Annotated in this window: 20 protein-coding genes; 10 read left to right on the forward strand and 10 right to left on the reverse strand. The window is 66.1% G+C overall.

Going from position 1 to position 22,463, the window contains the following annotated elements; translation table 11 throughout:
- Positions 1–13: 13 nt before the first annotated feature.
- From mtgA to AC16JP_RS06900, 7 genes are all read right to left on the reverse strand, one after another.
- A complete protein-coding gene (mtgA, locus tag AC16JP_RS06870; protein ID WP_484339865.1) occupies positions 14–691 on the reverse strand; it encodes a monofunctional biosynthetic peptidoglycan transglycosylase in 678 nt (225 codons plus the stop codon).
- Positions 688–1,404, reverse strand: coding sequence for an N-formylglutamate amidohydrolase (locus tag AC16JP_RS06875; RefSeq protein ID WP_484339866.1), 717 nt, complete (start codon positions 1,402–1,404; stop codon positions 688–690). Before AC16JP_RS06875 ends, mtgA begins: the two co-directional genes overlap by 4 nt.
- 202 nt (positions 1,405–1,606) lie before the next feature.
- Positions 1,607–1,894, reverse strand: coding sequence for a hypothetical protein (locus tag AC16JP_RS06880; protein WP_484339867.1), 288 nt, complete (start codon positions 1,892–1,894; stop codon positions 1,607–1,609).
- Positions 1,895–2,212: 318 nt separating this feature from the next.
- Positions 2,213–2,737, reverse strand: a complete 525-nt coding sequence (locus AC16JP_RS06885) for a type III secretion system chaperone family protein (protein ID WP_484339868.1) — start codon at positions 2,735–2,737, stop codon at positions 2,213–2,215.
- Between the two features lie 140 nt (positions 2,738–2,877).
- Positions 2,878–3,192: an accessory factor UbiK family protein gene (locus AC16JP_RS06890; RefSeq protein ID WP_484339869.1), complete on the reverse strand. Its 315-nt coding sequence runs from the start codon at positions 3,190–3,192 to the stop codon at positions 2,878–2,880.
- A gap of 105 nt (positions 3,193–3,297) precedes the next feature.
- On the reverse strand, positions 3,298–6,426 hold the full coding sequence (locus tag AC16JP_RS06895) for an efflux RND transporter permease subunit (protein WP_484339870.1): 3,129 nt from the start codon (positions 6,424–6,426) through the stop codon (positions 3,298–3,300).
- On the reverse strand, positions 6,423–7,535 hold the full coding sequence (locus tag AC16JP_RS06900) for an efflux RND transporter periplasmic adaptor subunit (protein ID WP_484339871.1): 1,113 nt from the start codon (positions 7,533–7,535) through the stop codon (positions 6,423–6,425). Before AC16JP_RS06900 ends, AC16JP_RS06895 begins: the two co-directional genes overlap by 4 nt.
- A 174-nt stretch (positions 7,536–7,709) precedes the next feature.
- On the opposite strand from AC16JP_RS06900, the gene clpS reads away from it, so the two are divergent.
- The 5 genes from clpS (at position 7,710) to pheT (ending at position 12,425) form a co-directional block, all read left to right on the forward strand.
- Positions 7,710–8,102 carry an ATP-dependent Clp protease adapter ClpS gene (gene clpS, locus AC16JP_RS06905; protein ID WP_484339872.1) on the forward strand — a complete coding sequence of 131 codons (393 nt, stop codon included), beginning with the start codon at positions 7,710–7,712 and terminating at the stop codon, positions 8,100–8,102.
- Positions 8,103–8,300: 198 nt separating this feature from the next.
- Positions 8,301–8,504: a 50S ribosomal protein L35 gene (gene rpmI / locus AC16JP_RS06910; RefSeq protein ID WP_484339873.1), complete on the forward strand. Its 204-nt coding sequence runs from the start codon at positions 8,301–8,303 to the stop codon at positions 8,502–8,504.
- A 13-nt stretch (positions 8,505–8,517) separates the two neighbouring features.
- A complete protein-coding gene (rplT, locus tag AC16JP_RS06915; RefSeq protein ID WP_484339874.1) occupies positions 8,518–8,877 on the forward strand; it encodes a 50S ribosomal protein L20 in 360 nt (119 codons plus the stop codon).
- Positions 8,878–8,997: 120 nt separating this feature from the next.
- Positions 8,998–10,065 carry a phenylalanine--tRNA ligase subunit alpha gene (gene pheS, locus AC16JP_RS06920; protein WP_484339900.1) on the forward strand — a complete coding sequence of 356 codons (1,068 nt, stop codon included), beginning with the start codon at positions 8,998–9,000 and terminating at the stop codon, positions 10,063–10,065.
- Positions 10,062–12,425 (forward strand): phenylalanine--tRNA ligase subunit beta, encoded by a 2,364-nt coding sequence (gene pheT, locus AC16JP_RS06925; RefSeq protein ID WP_484339875.1) that lies wholly within the window; start codon positions 10,062–10,064, stop codon positions 12,423–12,425. Before pheS ends, pheT begins: the two co-directional genes overlap by 4 nt.
- A 46-nt stretch (positions 12,426–12,471) precedes the next feature.
- On the opposite strand, the gene AC16JP_RS06930 is transcribed toward pheT, so the two are convergent.
- A complete protein-coding gene (locus tag AC16JP_RS06930; protein WP_484339876.1) occupies positions 12,472–13,167 on the reverse strand; it encodes a YiaD family glycine zipper/OmpA-like lipoprotein in 696 nt (231 codons plus the stop codon).
- Between the two features lie 140 nt (positions 13,168–13,307).
- Here AC16JP_RS06930 and AC16JP_RS06935 point away from each other — a divergent pair, with 140 nt between their 5' ends.
- Both AC16JP_RS06935 and AC16JP_RS06940 read left to right on the forward strand, forming a co-directional pair.
- Positions 13,308–14,606, forward strand: coding sequence for a hemolysin family protein (locus tag AC16JP_RS06935; protein WP_484339877.1), 1,299 nt, complete (start codon positions 13,308–13,310; stop codon positions 14,604–14,606).
- Positions 14,603–14,986: a hypothetical protein gene (locus AC16JP_RS06940; RefSeq protein ID WP_484339878.1), complete on the forward strand. Its 384-nt coding sequence runs from the start codon at positions 14,603–14,605 to the stop codon at positions 14,984–14,986. Before AC16JP_RS06935 ends, AC16JP_RS06940 begins: the two co-directional genes overlap by 4 nt.
- 28 nt (positions 14,987–15,014) lie before the next feature.
- On the opposite strand, the gene AC16JP_RS06945 is transcribed toward AC16JP_RS06940, so the two are convergent.
- Together AC16JP_RS06945 and purD are read right to left on the reverse strand one after the other, a co-directional pair.
- Positions 15,015–16,100 carry a phosphotransferase family protein gene (locus AC16JP_RS06945; RefSeq protein WP_484339879.1) on the reverse strand — a complete coding sequence of 362 codons (1,086 nt, stop codon included), beginning with the start codon at positions 16,098–16,100 and terminating at the stop codon, positions 15,015–15,017.
- Between the two features lie 34 nt (positions 16,101–16,134).
- On the reverse strand, positions 16,135–17,409 hold the full coding sequence (gene purD / locus AC16JP_RS06950) for a phosphoribosylamine--glycine ligase (protein WP_484339901.1): 1,275 nt from the start codon (positions 17,407–17,409) through the stop codon (positions 16,135–16,137).
- Positions 17,410–17,460: 51 nt separating this feature from the next.
- Here purD and xseA point away from each other — a divergent pair, with 51 nt between their 5' ends.
- The 3 genes from xseA (at position 17,461) to AC16JP_RS06965 (ending at position 22,455) form a co-directional block, all read left to right on the forward strand.
- A complete protein-coding gene (gene xseA, locus AC16JP_RS06955) occupies positions 17,461–18,897 on the forward strand; it encodes an exodeoxyribonuclease VII large subunit (protein WP_484339880.1) in 1,437 nt (478 codons plus the stop codon).
- Between the two features lie 13 nt (positions 18,898–18,910).
- Positions 18,911–19,129, forward strand: a complete 219-nt coding sequence (locus AC16JP_RS06960) for a DUF2093 domain-containing protein (RefSeq protein WP_484339881.1) — start codon at positions 18,911–18,913, stop codon at positions 19,127–19,129.
- A 344-nt stretch (positions 19,130–19,473) separates the two neighbouring features.
- Positions 19,474–22,455: a TonB-dependent receptor domain-containing protein gene (locus AC16JP_RS06965; RefSeq protein WP_484339902.1), complete on the forward strand. Its 2,982-nt coding sequence runs from the start codon at positions 19,474–19,476 to the stop codon at positions 22,453–22,455.
- The last annotated feature ends 8 nt before the right edge of the window (positions 22,456–22,463 follow it).

The raw sequence follows: 22,463 nt of genomic DNA on the forward strand, positions 1-22,463 counted from the left end.
CGGCGGCGCGCCGTCAGCGCCAGAGGCAGTCGTCCAGCCCCTCGTTGGCGACGACACGCGTCCGCGCCGAAATGCGCCCGGCATAGCGCCGGGTGTAGCGGCCCGGCGATGCGGCGTCGCGCTTGATCGGCTGCGGCAGGATCGCCGCCAGACGTGCTGCTTCGATCCGCGTCAGGTTTTTCGCCGATTTGTTGAAATAATGCTTCGATGCAGCCTCGACGCCGAAGACACCGCGGCCGAACTCGGCGACGTTCAGATAGACTTCCATGATACGGGGTTTGCCCCAGATCAGCTCGATCAGCACGGTGAACCAGGCTTCGACGCCTTTGCGGACGATGGTGCGACCCGGCCACAGGAAGGCGTTCTTGGCGGTCTGCTGGCTGATCGTCGATCCGCCGCGCAGTTTGCCGCCCTTCTGGTTGCGTTGCATTGCCTTTTCGATTGCTTCGACGTCGAAGCCGCGATGTTCGCAGAAGCGGGAATCCTCGGCGGCGATGACGGCGCGCGGCAGGTGCGCCGACATGGCGCCAAGCCCGACCCATTGCTGGTGGACTTCCGTGCCGCGAAGCCGGTCGCGCAGCATCAGAAAGGTGGTTGGCGGGTTCAGCAGGCGATAGGCCGCGACCCACAGCACCGTGAACAGCACAAGGCCAAGCACCAGTTTGGCGGTGAACGCCAGAAACGCCTTCATAGCCCCTCCAGCGTGGTGGCGATGGTTCGGGCGACGATTGCCGCATAGCGAGCTATGCCGGCATCGTTGCTGAGCAGGTCCTGTCGGATTTCGAAGCCCAGATAGGGGATGCCGTTCGCCTCGGCGTGGCGGTTCATGGTGTAGTTCAACACTTTGCCGGAATAGGGTTCGTTGGCGCCCACCGGGCCGGGCAGCCCGGCCTCGGCTTCCAGTGCTGCAAGGCCCAGTTCGGCTGCGCGATAATCCTCGTTCCAGAGGATGGCGATCGGCCACGGGCGGGGCGCGGGCGCCGAAGCGAGGGCCGGGGTGAAGCTGTGGATCGACACCAGCAATTGCGGCTGGGCACCGGTGATCGATGTGGTGATGCTGTCGTGGAACGCCTGATGGATGCCGTGCCTTCGCGCGAGGTCGGCGCCGTCGAGGCCGACATTGCCGGGGATCAGCAACCCGTCGCTTCGTTCGGGGACGCAATGGTCGGGTTCGCGGTTGCAGTCGGCGACGAGGCGCGACGCGGTTGCGAGGATCGCCGGGCACGACAGGCTGGCCGCAACCTTCGCCGTTACCGCTGCCGCGCCGAGATCATAGGCGACATGTTCCTGCATGGCGGCAGCGGGAACGCCCAGCGCGATGTCCGGCGGCACCGCGTTCGAGGCATGGTCGCACAGCAGCAGCAGGCGGGTGTCCGGTCCGTCGAGAAGGCGGGGTATCGTCATGGAGGGCAGGTCGTCCGCAGTTGGCTGGTTGCGCCATTGCTTCTGCCAGCACCGGCCGCGCCTCTCAAGCCCGGCGCGGCATCGGCGCCGCCGAACCGCACATGAAAACGGCGGCAGCCCCCATTGATGGGAACTGCCGCCGGAATCCCGCAACGGGCCGCGCAGGGGAGGGGAGGGGAAGCGGCCCGCCGGGGTTTAGAGGTTACTGGACGTTGGCCGAAGCAGCCGGTGTCATGACGGCAGCCAGGTCGGTGCCGAGCGCAACAGCCGCCAGATTGAACTTCTTCGCGGCTTCCGAACGGTTGCGGGCTTCGCAGAGCGCTTCGCCGAGGGCGATGTTGCGTTCCGCCTTCTTCGCGGCCTGCGGCTGGGCGTTCGCCGTCATGGCGCGCAGCTTGGCCGGCGCGGTGGCGCAGGCTTCGGCGTTGGCGAAGGCGGGGGTGGCGGCAGCCGCTGCGAAGGCGATGGCAAGGCCAAGAAGTGTGCGCATATGACGAACTTTCCTGTTCAGTGCCGGAGGCCTGGTGTGGGTGCCGGCTGGGTTGGCGACAAATTTCCGAGTCGCACTCAATTTCTGTTGTCTAATTAGAGCGTCGCTCAGTTTTGATCAATGAAAATCTGCGAGCGATTGCTGAATTCAGCACAAGTTTATGCTGCATCGCCGCATATGCGGTGCTGCGGCGGCAATTAGATGCAGTTATTCAGTGTGTTGTATTGTGTAGAAAATTGCGCCATGCAGTAAAGGCATGGCTGCCATGTTCCCGGTGATGGGCCTGCGTTCGTCGGAATCGAACCTGCCGGAAGTCGGTCAGGCCTCGCCTTCGGTTTCCACCATGGCGGCGGCCAGCGCATCGCGCGGGGATTTTCCGCCCCACAGCACGAACTGGAACACCGGATAATAGCGTTCGCATTCGTCGAGCGCGGCATCGACCAGCGCATGCGCCTGCGGCATGCTGAGCGTCGCTTCTTCCGGCCCGTCGAGCAATGCCGCATGCCGGAACAGGATTGCGCCATCCGCCGACCATTGTTCGAAATGGCCGATCCACAGTTGCTCGTTGATGAGCGCCAGCGCCTCGAAGAGGTTGGCGCGGGTGGCGGCGTCGCCGCGGGCCGCAGCGGCGTTGATCCCGGTCAGGGCGATGAACTGCAAAACCCGGTCATCCTCGCGCCAGAGTGCGCGCAGTTCGTAATCCGACCAGCTTCCCTTGACGGTGGTGACGATTTCTTCGTCGCCCTCGCGCTCGAAGCTCCAGTTGTGGCTGGCGAAATATTGTTCCAGCATGTCGATCGGGGCCGATTCCACGGCGCCGGGATCAAACTGAAGGCTGGACATCGGCCAAGTTCCTTGTTGCTGCCAACGCCATCAGTTGCGGCGTTGGCCGGTGAATACCACCAGATATTGGTGGCAGCGCCATGTTGGCAAGCGGCAGCAGCATGGCGGCCGCCGTAAAACTGTGGATAGTCGTTCGCGCGTCAGGCGATATCGATCTTCTTTGCCGCCGACTTCGGTGCGGCTTTGGCGGCGGCCTTTGGCGCGGCCTTTGCCGTGGCGCCGGTTTTCAGCGCCGCCAACTCGGCGCGCAGCGCCTCGACCTCGGCGCGGGCTTCGGCCGCCATCGCCTTCACGGCTTCGAACTCGTCGCGGCTGACCATGTCCGGGCCGCCCATCGCTTCGCGCAGGCGTTCCTGCATGCGGGTCTGCGCCTCGCGGCCGGCACCTGCCATGGTGCCGGCGATCGACGACATCAGCCGCGACAGGTCATCGAAAACCGGGTTCTGGTTCTGCATGCATCGTCCTCGTTGACAGGGTGCGGGTGCCGGCAGGCCGGGCCGTTGCGCGCGCCAGATAGCGCATTTCACTGCAAATGCGAAGCCCGGCCCGGATTTGGCCCGCTATTCGGCCGGATGCCCGTCCTCGTCCAGTTTCAGTTCGTCCATCTCGCGGCGCAGTTCGCGGCTGATGGTTTCGGGCGATTTCGTCCGCCGGGCGAACGCCGCATAGAACACCGGGATCACGAACAGGGTAAGCAGCGTCGCAAGGCTTACGCCCCAGACGATCACCACCCCGATCGCCCGCCGCGAACCCGCGCCCGCGCCGCTGGCGACCATCAGCGGCACCGAACCGGCCACGGTTGCGATCGAGGTCATCAGCACCGGGCGCAACCGCCGTTCCGAGGCTTCCATGATGGCGTCGCGGAATGCCTTGCCGCGATCGCGCAACTGGTTGGCGAACTCGACGATCAGGATGCCGTTCTTGGCGGCAAGCCCGACCAGCATGACGATGCCGACCTGCGAATAGAGGTTGAGCGTGCCCCCCGTCACCCACAGGCCGAACAGGCCGCCGCCAAGCGCCAGCGGCACCGTCAGGATGATGACGGCCGGGTGCACCCAGCTTTCGAACTGCGCGGCCAGCACCAGGAACACCAGCACGATCGTCAGCCCCAGCACCACCCACAGCGACGAACCGGTCTGACGAAGTTGCAGGCTTTCGCCCCGGTGGCCGATCGACGTCACCTGCGGCTGTTCGGCGGCGACGCCCTCCAGAAAGTTGAGCGCCTGCCCCAGCGTGGTGCCCGGAGCGAGGCTGCCCTGCAAGGTGATCGCGCGCTGCTTGTTGAAGCGGCCGAGCTGCCCGGCCTGCGCCGATTCGCGCAGCTTCACCAGGTTGGAAAGCGGCACCAGTTCGTTCGTGGTTTTCGATCGCACATAGATGTTGGCGAGGTTGCCGGGGCTGGCGCGGTCGGCGTCCTCGGCCTGCAGAACCACATAATATTCTTCGCCCCGGTCGATGAAGGTGGTGACGCGGCGGCTGCCCATCATGGTTTCCAGGGTCGCGCCGATGTCGGCGATCTGCACGCCAAGATCGCCGGCGCGGGTGGTGTCGATGTCGACGATCAGTTGCGGCCGGGTTTCCCGGTAGTCGCTGTCGAGGTCGATGATGCCCGGGTAGGACTGGGCCGCCTTGAAGATGGCGTCGCGCGCTTTCACCAGTTCGTCGAAGGTGCTGCCGGCAATCACCAACTGGATCGGCCGCCCGCGCCCGCGGGACAGGGTGTTGCCGCTGGTGGCGTTGCCACGGATGCGCGGGTCCATGCCGATGATCTTCTGGGTTTCGTCCATCACCTGCTGGGTGGTGACGTCGCGCTCCTCCCACGGCACGAGGAACACCGTCATGCCGCCAGTCGAGAAATCCTCGGTGGCGCCGAAGCTTCCGGGCGCGCGCACCAGCAGCCGGCGGATCGGCTGGCCGTCGCCGACTTTCGGCATCATCCGCGCCTGCAGGTCCTCCATGTAGCTTTTCATGCGGTTATAGCCGGTGCCCTCGGCGCCCTGCACGCTGACCGAGAAATAGCCGACATCTTCGGGCGGGGCGAGTTCCGAGGCGAGGCGTGTGCCGAGGCCGAGGCAGAGCAGCACGAAACCGATGGCAATGCCACCGACCACCAGAGGACGGTCGAGCACGCGGTCGAGCAGCCCGACATAGCGGCGGCGCACCCGGTCGAACTGGCGGTCGAACCACTGGGTGAAACGGTTGTGCCCGGTTTCCTTGCGCAGCAGCTTGGAACAGAGCATCGGCGTCAGCGACAGGGCGACGAAGCCGGAAAAGGCGATTGCGCCGATCATGGCACCAGCAAGTTCTCGGAACAGCAGGCCGGTGTTGCCCGCGATGAAATAGAGCGGGACGAACACCGAGCAGACGACGATCGTGGTTGCCAGCACCGCGAACCCCACTTCGCGCGCGCCCAGAAATGCGGCGGCCAGCGGCGGTTCGCCGCGCTCGATGCGGTAATAGATGTTCTCGAGGACGACGATGGCGTCGTCGACGACGATGCCGATCGCCAGCACGAACGCAAGCAGCGTCAGCAGGTTCAGCGAATAGCCGAGCACATATAGAACGGCGAAGGATGCGACGAGGCAGATCGGCACCGTCAGCGCCGGTATGAGCGTTGCGCGCACGGAACCCAGAAAGACGAAGATCACCGCGACCACCAGAATGGCGGCTTCGGCAAGGGTCATCCAGACATTGTCGATCGCGCGTTCGATGAACAGCGAACTGTCGAAGCTTACCGCCATGCTCATGCCGGCGGGCAGGTTCTTCTCGACTTCCTTGATCCGCTCCTTGACCTGATTGGCGACTTCCAGCGTGTTGGCGCCCGACTGGCGGACGATGCCGAGGCCGATCGCCTGCACGCCGTTCGACCGGAAGAAATCATAGCGGTTTTCCGGTTCGAGGCTGACCCGCGCCACGTCGCCGAGGCGGACGAGATAGCCATCCGGCCCGCGCCCGACGATCAGACGGCGGAAATCATCCTCGGAGGTGAACTGGCGGGTGACGCGCACCGTCAGGTTGCTGGCTTCCCCCTCGACCCGGCCGGCGGGAAGCTCGACATTCTGCCGCCGCAATGCCGCTTCGACGTCGGCGGGCGTCATTGCATAGGCGTTCAGGCGCGCGCGTTCGAGCCAGATGCGCATCGACGGCCGCGCTTCGCCGCCGATCATCACCCGCGAGACGCCGTTGATCCCGGCGAAACGGTCGACGACCACGCGCTTGGCGTAGTCGGACAACTGCATCGGCGTCCAGTCGGGCTGGATCAGGTTGACCCAGATGATCGGGCTGGCGTCGACGTCGACCTTGCGCACCTCCGGCGGATCGGCTTCCTGCGGCAGGTTCTGCAGTGCGCCCGACACGCGGTCGCGCACGTCGTTCGCCGCAGCGTCGATGTCGCGCGTCGCCGAAAATTCGATGGTGATGTCCGATCGGCCGTCCTGCGAGCGCGAGGTGATGGATTCGATCCCCTCGATGCCCGACACCCGGTCCTCGATCTGGCGGGTGATGCGGTTTTCGATCACCTGCGAGTTGGCGCCGCGATAGGTGGTGGTGATCGAGACGATCGGCGGCTCGATCGCAGGCAGGTCGCGCACCGGCAGCCGCGAGTAGGAGACGATGCCGACCAGCAGCAGAATCAGCGACAGCACGGCACCGAAAACGGGCCTGCGGACGGACAGATCCGACAGGATCATGCGGCAGGCGCCTTGGCGGGCGCTTCTGCACCTGCGGCCCGTGCGACTTCGGCCGGCTGCACCGGGCCGGGGCCGCGCAGCTTCACGGTGCCTTCGGTCACGATGCGGTCGCCCTCGGACAGGCCCGAGAGGATTTCGACCTGACCGTCACGGCGCTGCCCGGTGGTGACGTTCTGCCTTGCCGCCTTGTTGTCGGAGGATACCTTCCAGACATAGGCGCCGTCGCCTTCGCCGACGACAGCGAGTTCCGGCACCGTCAGGGCCTGGCGCGGCGCCGACTTGATGTTGACCGTCATCATCATGCCGGGCCTGAGCCGCAGGTCGGCGTTCGGCAGCAGTGCGCGCGCGGTTGCGGAACGGGTCACGGGGTCCAGCACCGGATCGACCGAGGAAATGCGGCCGTGGAAGGTTTCGCCGGGGAAGGCGGCCGCGTGCGCCTCGATTTCGAGGCCGGGTTTCAGCGCTGGGATGAAGGTTTCGGGAACGGTGAAATCCAGCTTGATTTTGGAATGGTCGGTGATGGTGACGATGGTGGTGCCGGCGTTCACCACGGTTCCCGGCGAAACCTTGCGCAACGACAGCCAGCCCGAAAAGGGCGCGCGGATCACCCGGTCGGCGATCTGGCTGCCGGCCTGCTGCGTGCCTGCACGGGCCACATCGACGACTGCCTGCTGCTGGTCGACCCGCGCCTTGGTGGCGAACCCCTGCGCCAGCAACTGGTTCAGACGTTCGAGCTGAAGCTCGGCCTCGCGCAGGCGGGCGCGGTTTTCCGCAAGCGTTGCCGATTGCGCCGACTGGACCAGTTCGGCGACGACTGCGCCCTTGGGTACATACTGACCATCGGCGAAGTTGATTTTGGCGATGCGTTCGGTGACCGTCGAGTTGACGTCTGCCTGTTCATTGGCGCGCGCGGTGCCGACCGCTTCGATGGTGTCGACAAGCTGCGTTTTTTCGGCGCGGGATACCACGACGAGCGGCGCCGAACCGGGGCCGGCCTTGTCTTGACCGGCCTTGTCCTGACCGTCTTTTGAACCGCCCGGCAGGAGTGAGCAGCCGGGGAGTGCGACGAGCGCAAGGGAAAGCAGCAATACAAGGGGACGGCGGTTCAAGCGCGGTGTTCCTCGGACGTGAATGGCGAGTGAATACTGTATCTGAAAGATTCCGGATGGCTGCCCCATGAACATGTTTCGTGCACGACCGCAACCGATTGTTGGCGCGACTGGCGGCAGCAATGGCGCACTGCCCGCTTTGACCACCCGGCGGCGTTGGGATATTCTTGCGACATGCTGAATCGCCACGACACAAAAGCGCTGCCGGGCAGCGGGCCAATTTGCGGGCCGAGCGGCAGCGACGACGCCGCTGGTTCCGGCGGCGACGCCGGCACGGGCACCGGCATCGCCACCAAGACGCGCGCCGAAACGCGCAAGCCGTCGCTCTATCGGGTGCTGATGCTGAACGACGATTACACCCCGATGGAGTTCGTCGTGCATGTGCTGCGGCGGTTCTTCCGCATGGGCATCGACGATGCGACGCGGGTGATGCTGCATGTCCACCAGCGCGGCGTGGGGGTGTGCGGCGTCTTTACCTATGAGGTGGCGGAAACCAAGGTGTCGCAGGTGATGGATTTCGCACGAGAGCACCAGCACCCGCTGCAATGCACCTTTGAAAAGGTGTGACTGGTGAAAAGGTGTGACTGGCGAGAAGGCTTGACTGGCGGGCCGGGCAACCCGGAACTTGCCAAGCGGCGCGAACTGCACTAACGCCCCGCGCTTCAACTGCGAGATCGAATCCCGACCTGCCCGGCGAACATGGGCTGCCGCGGCCGGTCCTGAACTCGCCCCAACCCCCCAAGCGGGGACAAGGAAGGAGCCGAAATGCCCAAGCTGAAGACGAAGAGCGGTGTGAAGAAGCGCTTCAAGTTCACCGCGACCGGCAAGGTCAAGCACGGCGTTGCCGGCAAGCGCCACCGGCTGATCAGCCACAATGGCAAATACATCCGTCAGAACCGCGGCACCGAAGTGCTGTCTGATGCCGATACCGCTCGGGTCGTCCTCTGGGCGCCCTACGGCCTGAAGTAAGGAGAGCGCAGACATGGCACGTGTGAAGAGGGGCGTTACCGCCCACGCGCGGCACAAGCGCGTTCTCGTCGAAGCCAAGGGCTATTACGGTCGCCGCAAGAACACCATCCGCGTTGCGCGCCAGGCCGTCGAAAAGGCCGGGCAATATGCCTATCGTGACCGCAAGGCGAAGAAGCGTTCGTTCCGGGCGCTGTGGATCCAGCGGATCAACGCTGCAACGCGCGAACTGGGCGTGACCTATTCGGCGTTCATGCACGCACTGGCGAACTCGGGTCTCGAACTCGACCGCAAGGTTCTGGCCGACCTCGCCATGAACGAGCCGGCGGCCTTCAAGGCGGTGTTCGATTCGGTGATGGCCGGCGCCAAGGCCTGAGCCCCCACACGACCGCAAGGTCAGGGTTTCGGGGCGCGGGAGGCTTGGCCTTCCCGCGCCCTTTGCCGTTTGGAAACCCTGTTGCACACTCAGGTATTTGAAGGATCCGCATCCGTGACGATCGACACCCTGCGTGGCGAAACGCTTGACGCCATCGCTGCTGCCCCGACGCCCGAGGCGCTGGAAGCAGTGCGCGTGGCGGCGCTGGGGAAATCCGGCACCATCACCCAGTTGATGAAAAGCCTCGGCGGCCTTGCCGCAGACGAGCGGCTGAAGGTCGCCCCGGCCTATCAGGCCCTGCGTGAGGAAATCTCAGGCGCACTCGATGCGCGCAAGGCCGATCTCGGCCGGGCGGCGCTTGCCGCGCGGTTGCTGGCGGAACGGCAGGACATGTCGTTGCCGGCGCTGCCGCACATCGCCGGGACGGTGCATCCGATCAGCCAGGTGATGGACGAGCTGTCGGAAATCTTTGCCGATCTCGGCTTCGCCGTCGCCGAGGGACCAGAGATCGAGGACGACTGGCACAACTTCACCGCGCTGAACATTCCGCCCGAGCATCCGGCGCGCGCCATGCACGACACCTTTTACGTGCGCCCGGCCGGTGGCGGCGAGCAGATGGTGCTGCGCACCCATACCTCGCCGGTGCAGATCCGCACCATGATGCGCGACAAGCCTCCGATCCGCATCATCGCACCGGGGCGGGTCTATCGTTCCGATTCCGACGCCACGCACACACCGATGTTCCACCAGGTCGAGGGGCTGGTGATCGACCGGGGCATTCACCTCGGGCATCTGAAATGGACGCTGGAAACCTTCGTCAAGGCGTTCTTCGAGGTGGACGACGTGACGCTTCGCCTGCGCCCCAGCTTTTTCCCGTTCACCGAACCCAGCGTCGAGGTGGACGTGGGCTGCGCGTGGGAAGGCGGTACGCTGAAAGTCGGCGGCGAGGCGAGCTGGCTGGAAATCCTTGGCGCCGGCATGGTGCATCCGCGTGTCATCGCGAACTGCGGTCTCGATCCGGCCGAATGGCAGGGCTTTGCCTTCGGTTGCGGCATCGACCGGCTGGCGATGCTGAAATATGGCATGACCGACCTTCGCGCCTTCTTCGACGCCGATCTTCGCTGGCTGAAGCATTTCGGCTTTTCCGCACTCGACGTGCCGACGCTGTCCGCAGGAGTGGGCGCATGAAATTCCCGTTGTCCTGGCTGAAGCGCTATCTGGAAACCAGCGCCACCACCGCCGAACTGGCCGAGGCGATGACCCGCCTCGGGCTGGAAGTCGAGGGGCTGGAGAATCCGGCCGACGCTCTGCGGCCCTTCGTCATCGCCCGTGTGCTGACCGCCGAGGCCCACCCGCAGGCCGACAAGTTGCAGGTGCTTGGCGTCGATCTGGGCGACGGCAACAGCCTGCAGGTCGTCTGCGGGGCGCCCAATGCCCGTGCCGGGCTTGTTGGCGTGTTCGGCCCGCCGGGCGCGTTCGTGCCCGGTTCGGAGATGACGCTGAAAATTGCCGATATCCGGGGTATCACCTCGAACGGCATGATGTGTTCGGCCCGCGAACTGCAACTGGGCGACGAACATGACGGGATTCTGGACCTGCCTGCGGATGCGCCGGTCGGTGCAGGCTATGCCGCATGGGCCGGTCTCGACGATCCGGTGTTCGATATCGCCATCACGCCCAACCGGCAGGACTGCATGGGCGTGCATGGCATCGCCCGCGATCTGGCCGCCGCCGGGCTTGGCACGCTGAAGCCGTTGCCGGTGCCCGCAATCGATGGCGATGCGCCGCCGGTGGTGACAGTGCGGACCGACGATCCCGAAGGCTGTCCGGCCTTCTACGCGCGTTCGGTCGCAGGCGTTCGCAACGGGCCTTCGCCGCAGTGGTTGCAGGATCTGCTGACCCGTGCCGGGCTGCGGCCGATCTCGGCGCTGGTCGATGTGACCAACTATTTCTCGATCGGCTATGGCCGCCCGCTGCATGTCTATGATGTGGCGCGGCTGTCGGGCGGGCTGGCGGCGCGGCGCGCCCGCACCGGAGAGACGCTGCTGGCGCTGAACGGCAAGACCTACGCGCTGGACGAACGCATGACCGTCATTGCCGACGATCTCAATGTGCACGATATCGGCGGCATCATGGGCGGCATGGATTCCGGCGTTTCGGAAAACTCGACCGACGTGCTGGTGGAAGCCGCCTGGTTCGACCCGGCGCGGATCGGCGCGACAGGCAGGGCGCTTGGCCTGACGTCGGATGCGCGCGCGCGGTTCGAGCGCGGCGTCGATCCGGCGTTCGTCGAAACCGGCCTCGATCTGGCGGTAGCGATGATCGTCGAGCTGTGCGGCGGACGTGCGTCGGCGATCCAGCGCGCGGGCGAACCGCCGCTGGCGCGGAAGATCGTGCCGTTCGATCCGGCGCGGACCAAGGCGCTGGGCGGGCTGGACGTTCCGGATGAACGCCAGCGCGAAATCCTTGCGCAGCTTGGCTTCGAGGTGTCGGCAGCGGCCGTGCCATGGACCGTTGGTGTGCCGACCTGGCGGCGTGACATCGACGGCGACGCCGATCTGGTCGAGGAAATCGTCCGGCTGTTCGGGTTGGACAAGGTGCAGTCGGTGCCGTTGCCGCGCGCCAGCGGCGTCGCCCGGCCGACCGCCACCCCGGCGCAGAAGCAGGAACGCCGCCTGAAGCGGCTGATGGCGGCGCGCGGGCTGGATGAGGCGATCACCTGGAGCTTCATTTCCGAAGCCGAAGCCGCGCGCTTCGGCGGCTTTCACTGGAAGCTCGAAAACCCGCTGTCGGCCGAACTGGCGGTGATGCGGACCTCGTTGCTGCCGGGGCTGGTGGCGGCTGCCACCCGCAACATGGCGCGCGGCGGGCAAAGCGTGCGCTTGTTCCAATATGGCCGACGCTATCTGGCCGATGGCGAACGGCCGACGCTGGCGCTGCTGCTGGCGGGCGAAGAGCGTCCGCGCGACTGGCGCCATGGCAAGGCGCGCGGCTTTGATGCGTTCGACGTGAAGGCCGAAGTGGTGGCGGCGCTGGCGGCGGCGGGCGCACCTGTTGAACGGTTGCAGACGGTTGAACCGGCGGGCGCGCATTATCATCCCGGCCGTTCGGCGCGGCTGGTGCTGGGCAAGGCAGTGCTGGCCGAGTTCGGCGAGCTGCATCCGGCGGTGACGGGCGATCTCGATCGCGCGGTCGCGGCGGAAATCTATCTGGATCAGGTGCCGGAACGGCGCGGGCGCAAGGCGCGGCCGGCGTTCACGCCCACGGCGTTGCAACCCGTCCGGCGCGACTTCGCGTTCCTGCTGCCGGAAACGGCGCAGGCCGATGCGCTGGTTCGTGCGGTAAAGGGCGCCGACAAAGCGCTGATCGCCGACGTGCAGGTGTTCGATCGATTCGCGGGCCAGGGCGTGCCGGAAGGGCAACTTAGCCTGGCCGTCGCAGTGACGCTGCAACCGCTGGCAAAGACGCTGACCGACGCCGACATCGAAGCGGTTGCGCGTTCGGTGGTTGCGGCGGCAGCAAAGCTTGGGGCCGTGCTGCGGGGTTGATGCCTTCGTGCAGGGGTGCGACGCTGTTGCGCCGCACCCCGCAGCATCATTGCCGATACGGCTGGATCTGCTCCTGGCTGACGGGCACGATGCGGATTTCCACCCGGCGGTTTTTCGCCCGGCCTTCCGGCGTGTCGTTCGAAGCGACCGGCTGCATATAGCCGAAGCCGCGCACCTGCATGCGCGGACGGGCGACGCCGAAGCTTTCGAGCGTTCCCGCAACCGATTCCGCGCGCTGTTCGGACAGGCGCTGGTTCACTTCCGTCGTGCCGACATTGTCGGTGTGGCCGAACACGCCGATCACCGTCGAGGGGTAGCTGTTCAGAACCTTTGCGACGTCTTGCAACTGGGTGCGCATTTCCGGGCGCACCACGGCGGAATTGAAATCGAAGGTGATGGTGTCGGGGAAGACCAGCTTGATCTCGTCGCCCTGACGCTCGACCTGCACGTCGGTGCCGGCGGTTGCTTCGCGCAGGGCGCGTTCCTGCCGGTCCATGTAGGTGCCGATGCCGCCGCCGGCGATCGAGCCGACGCCTGCGCCGATCAGCGCGCCGGTGTTGCCGCCGATCAGCGCACCCAGCAGCGCACCGCCGGCGGCGCCGGCCAGCGCACCCTGTCCGCCTTTCGACATGCGCTGCTGGCCGGTGACAGGGTCGGTGGTGCAGCCGCTGGCCAGCACGAGGGCGGCGAGCGCACCTGCCATCAGCATGCGCGATTTTCTGGACGTGGTGGTGGTCGCCATGGCGGCATTCTCCTTTGCGGGGGGGGGCTGTTTCAGCGCCAAGACTAACTGTCGGGGCGCATTTGCGAAAGCCCGTGCGTGCAGCCGATGACAAGGGACGCTTGAGCGCGCCCGCGCTTCGCGGCATAAGCCAGCCGATCATGGGCTTACCCTGGACCGATGTCGCGATCATCCTTGCGCTGATCGTGCTGAACGGCTTCTTTGCCGGTGCTGAACTCGCCATCGTGTCGGCGCGCAGGCCGCGCCTGCACGTCATGCAGCGGGCGAATGTGCGCGGCGCCGGCAGCGTGCTGGCGCTACAGGCCGAGCAGGGGCGTTTTCTTTCGGCGGTGCAGATCGGAATCACGCTGGTGGGCGTTGCCAATGGCGCCTTTTCGGGTGCCAGCCTGGCCGGCCCGGCTGGCGCGATGTTGCAGCGGGCGGGGGTTCCAGCGCACTGGGCAGGCGAACTGGGCTTTGCGCTGGTGATCCTTGTGGTTACCTATCTGTCGCTGATCATCGGCGAACTGGTGCCCAAGCAGCTTGCGCTGCGGGCGCCGGAACGCATCGCCGTCGTCGTCGCCCCGGCGATGATCCTGCTGACGCGCCTGACCAGCCCGTTCGTCGGCTTTCTGGATGCATCGAGCGCGCTGATCTTCCGGCTGCTGCGGATCAACCGCGAAAGCGACAACGGCGTGACCGAGGCCGAACTGCGCCACGTCGTGCAGGAGGCCGAGGAAGCCGGCGTCATCGAAGGCGAGGAACGCGAACTGATCTCGGGGATCCTGCGGCTGGCCGACCGGCAGGTGCGCGGGGTGATGACACCGCGCCCCGAAGTCGATTGGCTGAATGTGGCTTCCCCGCCCGAGGAAGTGCGCGAACGGCTGATCGCCACACCGCACACACGCCTTGTGGTTGCCGACGGTTCGATCGACCGCATCATGGGCGTGGTGCAGGCGCGCGATGCGCTGGCCGCCATCCTGGAGGGGCGGACACTGGATCTTGCGTCGCTGGTGCGGCAGGCCCCCGTGGTGCCGGATGTCGCGGATTCGACTGTTGCGCTGGCGGCGCTTCGCGATGCCGCTGTGCCGATGGCGCTGGTGATCGACGAATATGGCCATTTCGAAGGGGTGGTGACACCCTCCGATCTGCTGGCGGCGATCGCCGGAGAATTCCGTTCCGACATGGACGAGGGGCACGACCCGCCGATGGTCGAGCGGGCGGACGGAAGCTGGCTGGTGTCGGGCGGGCTGCCCGCCGACGAACTGGCCGAGCGGCTGGGCTTCGCGCTGGAGGACGAACGCGATTTCCAGACGGTTGCAGGTTTTGCGCTGGCAGTGCTTGAACATATTCCGGCGACCGGCGAATATTTCAGCGCACACGGATTCCGCTTCGAGGTGATCGACATGGATGGCCGCAAGATCGACAAGCTGCTGGTGACGAAAGAGGGGGAGGGATGAAGCAGATCATCTGGGCCGTGCTGGCGGTGGTCGGCCTGTTCTGGTCGGGTTTTGCCTGGCTGGTCTGGGCGCTGGCGGGCGCCGGCGGGCGGACGGTCGTCACCGTCAGCGGCTGGTTCGATATCGACCCGTCGGCGACGCAGTGGCTGGCCGATGGCCTGGAACTGGCGGGCGGCATCGCGCAGTGGCTGGTCGTGCTGGTCTGGGTGCTGGGTGTGATCGCGCTGGTGATCGCCGGGTGGCTTGCCGGGCGGGCGCAGGAGGCGATCGTCGAAACCAGCCTGCGCGAGGAAATCCTCTATCGCGAACCGGCGATCGACGGCGAAATCCGTTCGAGAACGGTGTCGCCGCAGAACCGGCCCGACGAACCGGGGGCCTAGGCAACCTCCGGATCGGCGGGCACAGCGATCAGGCCGGTTTTGCGCCTGCCTTCAGCGCCTGCTCCCATGCAAGTTTCGCCATCGGCTCGACGGTTTCGGCCATGGCTTTGGCGTGCGCATTGGCGGCGGTTCCACGGATCACCCGGCCACGAATACCATGGACGATCGCCGCCAGCCGGAACATGTTGTAGGCCATCAGGAAATCCATGATGCCAAGCACATGCCCGGCATCGCGGCCGACGGTCTGGCAATAGCGTTCGACATATTCGCGTTCCGTCGGGATGTTCATTGCCGCCATGTCGACGCCGGTCAGGCCGGCGGAACCGGTCGTCGTCATGCGATACATCATCAGGTGATAGGAAAAATCGGCGAGCGGGTGGCCGAGCGTCGACAGTTCCCAGTCCAGCACCGCCAGCACGCGCGGCTCGGTCGGATGGAAGATCATGTTGTCGCAACGATAGTCGCCATGAACGACGGTCGATTCGTCGCCGGGCGGGATGTTGGCCGGAAGCCACTCGACCAGCCGGTCCATTTCCGGCACGCGGCCTGCGGCGTCGTCGTCCAGATACTGCTTCGACCAGCGACCGATCTGCCGCTCGAAATAGTTGCCGGGGCGGCCGAAGTCGCCGAGGCCTGCCTTGTCGGGGTCGATGGAATGCAGGTGGGCGATGGTGTCGTTCATCGCCTGAAAATGGGCGCGCCGGTCGGCCGTCGGCACATCCGGGAAAGTGCCGTCCCAGATGATGCGGCCCTCGACGCAATCCATCACATAGAACCATGTGCCGATCACGCTGTCGTCGGTGCAGAGACCGAAGGTTTCAGCGACCGGGAAGCCCTGCGCGAACAGGGCGCTGATCACGCGATATTCGCGGTCGACGGCGTGGGCCGATTTCAGCAGCAGGCCGGGCGGCTTGCGCCGCAGCACATAGGTGCGCTTCGGGGTAATCAGCTTGTAAGTCGGGTTCGACTGCCCGCCCTTGAACTGGCGCACCTCCAGCGGTCCCGCGTAATCCTTCACATTGTCACGCATCCAGCGTTCCAGTGCGGCTTCGTCGAAGCGTGCGCCTTCGCGCACTTCGGTCGTGCCGGTGAATTGTTCCTGGCGGCTTGCCATGTTCCTCTCCTCTGGTCGTTTCGCCGGGTGGGCCTTAGTGTGATTCCCGTTCCCGCATGATTTCACGCCAGCCGATATCGGCCCGACAGAAGCCATCGGCAAAGCTGATCCTTTTGATTGCCGCATAAGAAAGGGCGGCCGCCTCGGTCACGCTTGGCCCCCGGCCGACGATCCCCAGCACGCGCCCGCCGGACGCCACCAGCCGGCCTTCGGCATCGAGCGCGGTTCCTGCGTGCAGCACCGAGGCGCCGGTTTCTTCGGCTTCGGCAAGGCCGTCGATCTGCCCGCCCTTTGCCGGGGTTCCGGGGTAGCCGCGCGCCGCCATCACCACCACGGCCGCAAAGCCGGGCGCCCAGCGCGCGCTGACGCTGTCCAGCCGGCCGAGCGCCGCCGCCAGCAGGATTTCGCCGAGGTCGCTTGTCAGCAGCGCCATAAGCACCTGGCATTCCGGGTCGCCGAAGCGGACATTATATTCGATGAGCTTCGGGCCGTCGGCCGTCAGCATCAGGCCACAGAACAGAACCCCGGTGAACGGCGTGCCACGCGCAGCCATCGTGGCCAGCGTCGGCTCGATGATCTCGGTCATGGTGCGGGCCTGAAGGCTGGGCGTGAACACGCGGGCGGGCGCATAGGCCCCCATGCCGCCGGTGTTGGGACCGGTATCGCCGTCACCCGCGCGCTTGTGATCCTGTGCGGCAAGCAGCGGCAGTGCCGTGCGCCCGTCGGCCAGCACGAAGAAGCTGACTTCCTCGCCGACGAGGCATTCCTCGATCACCACTTCGGCGTCGGCCTCGGTGAAGAGGTCGCGCAGCGCCGCCTCGGCTTCGGCATGGCTGGCCGCAACGGTGACGCCCTTGCCAGCCGCCAGCCCGTCGGCCTTGACGACGGCCGGCAGTGCATGCGCCCGAACATGGGAAAGCGCCGGTTCGAGCGAAGTGAAATGCCGGTAGCCCGCCGTTGGGATCCCGGCTTCGTCGCACAGGGCCTTGGTAAAGGCCTTCGACGCCTCCAGCCGCGCCGCCTGGGCGCCCGGCCCGAACACCGGAATGCCCGCAGCCGACAGCGCGTCGGCGACGCCTGCCGCCAGCGGCGCTTCCGGGCCGACCACCACCAGCCCGATCCCCTGCCCGGCAGCCCACGCAACCACTGCATCGGCGTTCAGGATGTCGAGATCGGGAACGAGCGTTGCCACATGGGCGATACCTGGATTGCCGGGGGCGGCGAACAGGCGGGCGCAGATCGCCGACGCGGCCAGTTTCTTCGCCAGCGCATGTTCGCGCCCGCCCGCGCCCAGAAGGAGGATGTCGATAGCCATGCGCGTTCGTTAGGGGCGGGCGGCCGATTTGCAAAGCATCTTGGATTGCTGACCGGTGCGGCGCTGGTCTATGCGAAGGCGATGGCAAGCGCTGCGCCCAACATCCCCGAGTTTTCGGTTTCCGAACTGGCGGGTTCCGTGCGCCGCACCCTCGAGGATCGCTTCTCGCTCGTTCGCGTCCGGGGAGAGATATCGGGCTTCAAGGCCTATGGCTCGGGCCACGGCTATTTCGATTTGAAGGACGCCGACGCCGTGCTTGCGGGCGTGATGTGGAAGGGCAACCTGCAACGGCTGAATTTCCGGCCCGAGGACGGGCTGGAAGTGGTGGCGACGGGCAAGCTTTCCGCCTATCCGCGCTCGTCGAGGTATCAGCTCGTCGTCGAGCGCATGGAGGTGGCCGGTGTCGGCGCGCTGCTGAAGCAGATCGAGGACCGCCGCCGCCGCCTTGAAGCCGAAGGGCTGTTCGACCGCGCGGCCAAGCCGCGCCGCCCGTTTCTGCCGCACCACATCGGCGTGGTGACTTCGCCGCAGGGCGCAGTGATCCGCGACATCCTGCACCGCCTTGCCGACAGGTTTCCGCGCCGCGTGACGCTTTGGCCGGTGCCGGTGCAGGGCGAAGGCGCCGCCGCACGGATCCGGCAGGCGATCGAGGGGTTCAATGCGATGCCGGCGGCGCAACGGCCGGACCTGCTGATCGTGGCGCGCGGCGGTGGCTCGATCGAGGATCTGATGCCCTTCAACGATGAAGGCGTCGTCAGGGCGGCCGCCGCCAGCGCCATCCCGCTGATTTCCGCCGTCGGCCACGAAACCGACACTACCCTGATAGACCATGCCTCGGCACTGCGCGCCCCGACGCCGACCGCTGCCGCCGAACTGGCGGTGCCGGTGCGCGCGGAATTGCAGTTGCTGCTGGCCGATCTCGGCCTGCGCAGCAGGCGGGCCGAACGCAGGGCGCGGCTGCAACAGGGTGAACGGCTGGCGGCGCTCGGGCAGCGGCTCAGGCATCCGGCGGCGATAGCAGGGGTTGCGCGCCAGCGCCTCGACGATGCCGCCGATCGCCTGCCACGGGTGTTGATGGCGCGTGCGAAACTGTTGCGCGCGCGCCACGATGCGCTGGCCGGGCGATTGGCCCCCCGGCTGCTGGCGCAACGGGTGGATCAGATGCGCGCGCTGTTGGGCGCCCCCCGGGTGACGCCGAATCCGGCGCTGTTTCGCGCAAGGGTCACGCATGCGCGCGCCGCGCTGGATGCAGCGTTCCGGCTGGCCGAAGGGCTGTCGCCGCATGCAGTGCTGGCGCGTGGTTTCGTGCTGGTGCGGCGGGCGGATGGCGCAATCGTCCGCTCGGCCGCCGACGCAAGGGCCGAAGCGCGGCTTTCGCTGGCGTTCGCCGATGGCGAAGTGACCGTGCGCACCATGGCGCAACCGGCGCCGCGCCCCGGCGGCGATCAGGCCGGGCCGGTCGTGCAGGGCCGGCTTCTATGACAGGAGAAACCCGATGCTGAAGTTTGCTGCCGGCCGCGAGGCCAGGCTTCGCTATCTGTCCGGCTCGTTCCAGCGATTGTCCGACGGCGACCATGTGGTGTGCGCGGTGACCGGCCGGAAGGTCCCGCTCGGCGATCTGCGCTACTGGAGCCATGAACTTCAGGAGGCCTATGCCGATGCCGCAGCCGCTGCGGCGCGCTATGCCGAAGCGCGGGCGAAGGGCCTGCTTTAAGCACGCAACCGGCATGCGCGGCGTCAAAACTGTGGCAGAGGCGCAACAGGCGCCGACAATGAAGTAACCGCGCCCGCCCGACGCTTTACAGAACAGTTACAAATTGGCGATAGGGGCAACCAAGCCCATCAAGGCGACTGGTCTTGTCGTGTCTGTTCCGCGCAATCGCGGGGTGCAAGGTGCGATCCGGCCGGGAAATTAACGGCTCCTGCGGGGGGATTCCGGCGCGTCTGCCGGGCCGCACGAAGCCCGAGAAGGAAGGACTGTCCATCGTGATCAACAATAGCTGGCAAAAGCGCGCCGTGCTGAAGGGTTCGGTTGCATCCGCCGCCGTAACCATCGCCATGCTGGCGGGCTCTTCCGCCTTCGCACAGTCGACCGCGTCGACCGAGGCGGCAGAAGCCGAGACCATCGTCGTCACCGGCTCGCTCATCAAGAACCCGAACCTCGAGCGCGCGACCCCGGTCAGCGTCACGTCGGCTTCCGAAATCGAACTTCGCGGCGTGAACAGCGCCGAAGCCGTGCTGCGGGAAATCCCGGGCGTGGTGCCGTCGATCGGCTCGGCCGTGAACAACGGCAACGGCGGTGCGTCGTTCGTCAACCTTCGTGGTCTCGGTTCGAACCGCAACATCGTTCTCCTCGATGGCGATCGCCTGACCCCGGCTGAACTGAACGGCCGCTTCGACCTCAACAACATCCCGACCGCTCTCCTCGAGCGCGTCGACGTGCTGACGGGTGGCGCTTCGACCACCTACGGCGCCGACGCCATCTCGGGTGTGGTGAACTTCATCACCAAGCGCGACTTCTCGGGCGTCGAACTGTCGGGCAACACCGGCATCACCCAGAAGGGTGACGGCGGCAACATCCGCCTCGACCTCACGATCGGCACCAACCTCGACGACGGTCGCGGCAACGTGGTGTTGTCGTTCGGCTACATGAAGACCGATCCGGTCTACATGGGCGACCGCGACTTCTCGGTCACCGCCATCGACAGCTTCACCGGCCAGGGCGGCGGCTCGGGCACCGGCACGCCTTCGCGCTTCACCGGCGTCAGCGACACCGGCGCGGACTCGGTCACCTCGGGTTGCGGCGGCAGCACCGGCGTCACCTGCGTCACCAGCGCGCAGGGTACCCGCCAGATCGCGGTGCCGGGCTATCGCTTCAGCAACGTCAGCCTCTACGCGCCCTATAACTACAACCCGTACAACGTCTTCCAGACGCCGTTCAAGCGCTACAACATGTACGCTGCCGGCCGTTACGAGATCAACGACGCGGTTGAAGTCTATGCGCGCGGCCTGTTCTCGCGCAACTCGGTGAAGACGATCATCGCGCCGTCGGGCTCGTTCGGTTACAGCTTCACCGTTCCGCTGAACAACCCGTTCATGTCCGCCGCCCAGCGTCAGGCATTCTGCCAATATGACGTGAATCCGGGCGTCGGCTACACGCCGCGCTTCACCGCCGCCGAGTGCGCCGCTGCCGCAACGGCGGTCGACCCCAACGATCCGAACTACCGTTCGGTGACGTCGACGATCTCGCGTCGTGCAACCGAGTTCGGTCCGCGTATCTCGGACTTCGTGACGACCTATTTCGACTATCAGGCAGGTCTGCGCGGCGGCATCACCGAGAACATCGACTGGGATGCCAGCGTTTCGTACGGCGAAAGCGAAAACACGCAGACGCAATATGGCTACTGGCTGCGCAGCCGCCTGCAACAGGGCCTGCTTGCCGGTCCGAACGGCTGCTTCAACACGGCCAACAACTGCGTTCCGGTGAACCTGTTCGGGCCTGACGGTTCGATCACCAGCGAAATGAACCAGTTCATGACCGGCAACTCGGTCGTGTCGACCCGCACCTCGATGCTGCAGGCCAAGGGCCTGATCTCGGGTGATGTCGGCTACACCGTCCCCTGGGCTTCGGACGGCATCTCGTTCGCCATCGGCACGGAATACCGCAAGTACAACGCGTCGCAGGAATCCGACCTGCTGTCGCAGGCGAACGATCTGGGCGGCGCCGGCGGCGCGGCTCCGAACGTTGCGGGTGCCTATTCGGTCTATGAAGGCATCGGCGAAGTGCTGATCCCGCTGGTTCAGGATGTCCCCGGCATCCAGAGCCTGACGGTCGGCGGCGGCATCCGCTACTCCAGCTACAAGGTCGAAGCGGCGGGCAGCCCGTCGTACGACGCCTGGACCTGGAAGGGCGAAGCCACCTGGAACATCGCCGACGGCTTCAAGGTTCGCGGCAACTACTCGCGCGCTGTTCGTGCTCCGAACATCAGCGAGCTGTTCTACCCGGTGACGACGGCGCTGACCAACCTCGGCACCGATCCCTGCGCCGGCGCCAACCCGGTCGCCAACGCCAACCTGCGCGCGGTCTGCATCGCGCAGGGTGCCACGGCCGGCCAGATCGGCACCATCGCTCCGCCGAGCGCTGGTCAGGTCAACTACACCGGTGGCGGCAACCTGAACCTGAAGCCTGAAAAGTCGAACAGCTGGACGGTGGGCCTCGTGGCCACGCCGACCTTCCTGCCGGGCTTCTCGGCAACGATCGACTACTACAACATCAAGGTGACGGATGCGATCACCAGCCCGACCCCGGGTGACGCGATCGCAGCCTGCTTCGGCAACCTGACCGCGGCCAGCGCCTCGGATCCGGCCTGCACCTCGATCCGCCGCTACACCGACGGCAGCCTGAACGGCGATGCCAAGGGCCTGCTGCTGACCCTGTCGAACATGGGTCGTCTGGCAACCGACGGTATCGACCTGACGATGAACTACGCGACGGACCTGAGCGACAGTGTGCGCCTCAGCCTCGGCTTCCAGGGTAACTGGACGCACAAGTCGACGTTCCAGGCTACCCCGACCTCGGTCGACCGGGACTGCGTCGGTTACTACAGCGTGAACTGCGGCTCGATCCAGCCGAAGTACTCGTTCAGCCAGCGGACCACGCTGTCGGTCTCCGACCTGGACTTCTCGCTGAACTGGCGCTTCCTCAGCTCGACCCAGTACGAGCCGCTGCAGTATGACGACGAACTGGCGGCTGCCATTCGTGACGGTTGCCGTGATCCGCAGGGCGCCGATCCCGATGGCTGCATGGTCGAAAAGGACTTCCTGAAGATCCCGGCCGCGCACTACTTCGACTTCTCGCTGCGTGCGAACATCATCGAGAACTTCACCCTGACGGTGAGCGCTCTCAATCTGTTCGACAAGAAGCCCCATGTGGTTGGCGCGAACATCGGTTCGACCAGCTACAACAGCGGCAACAACTATCCGTCGACCTACGACGCGCTTGGTCGCAGGTTCTCGGTCACCGGCCGCCTGCGCTTCTGATCAGGGCG

The sequence above is a fragment of the Sandaracinobacteroides sp. genome (assembly GCF_057137845.1).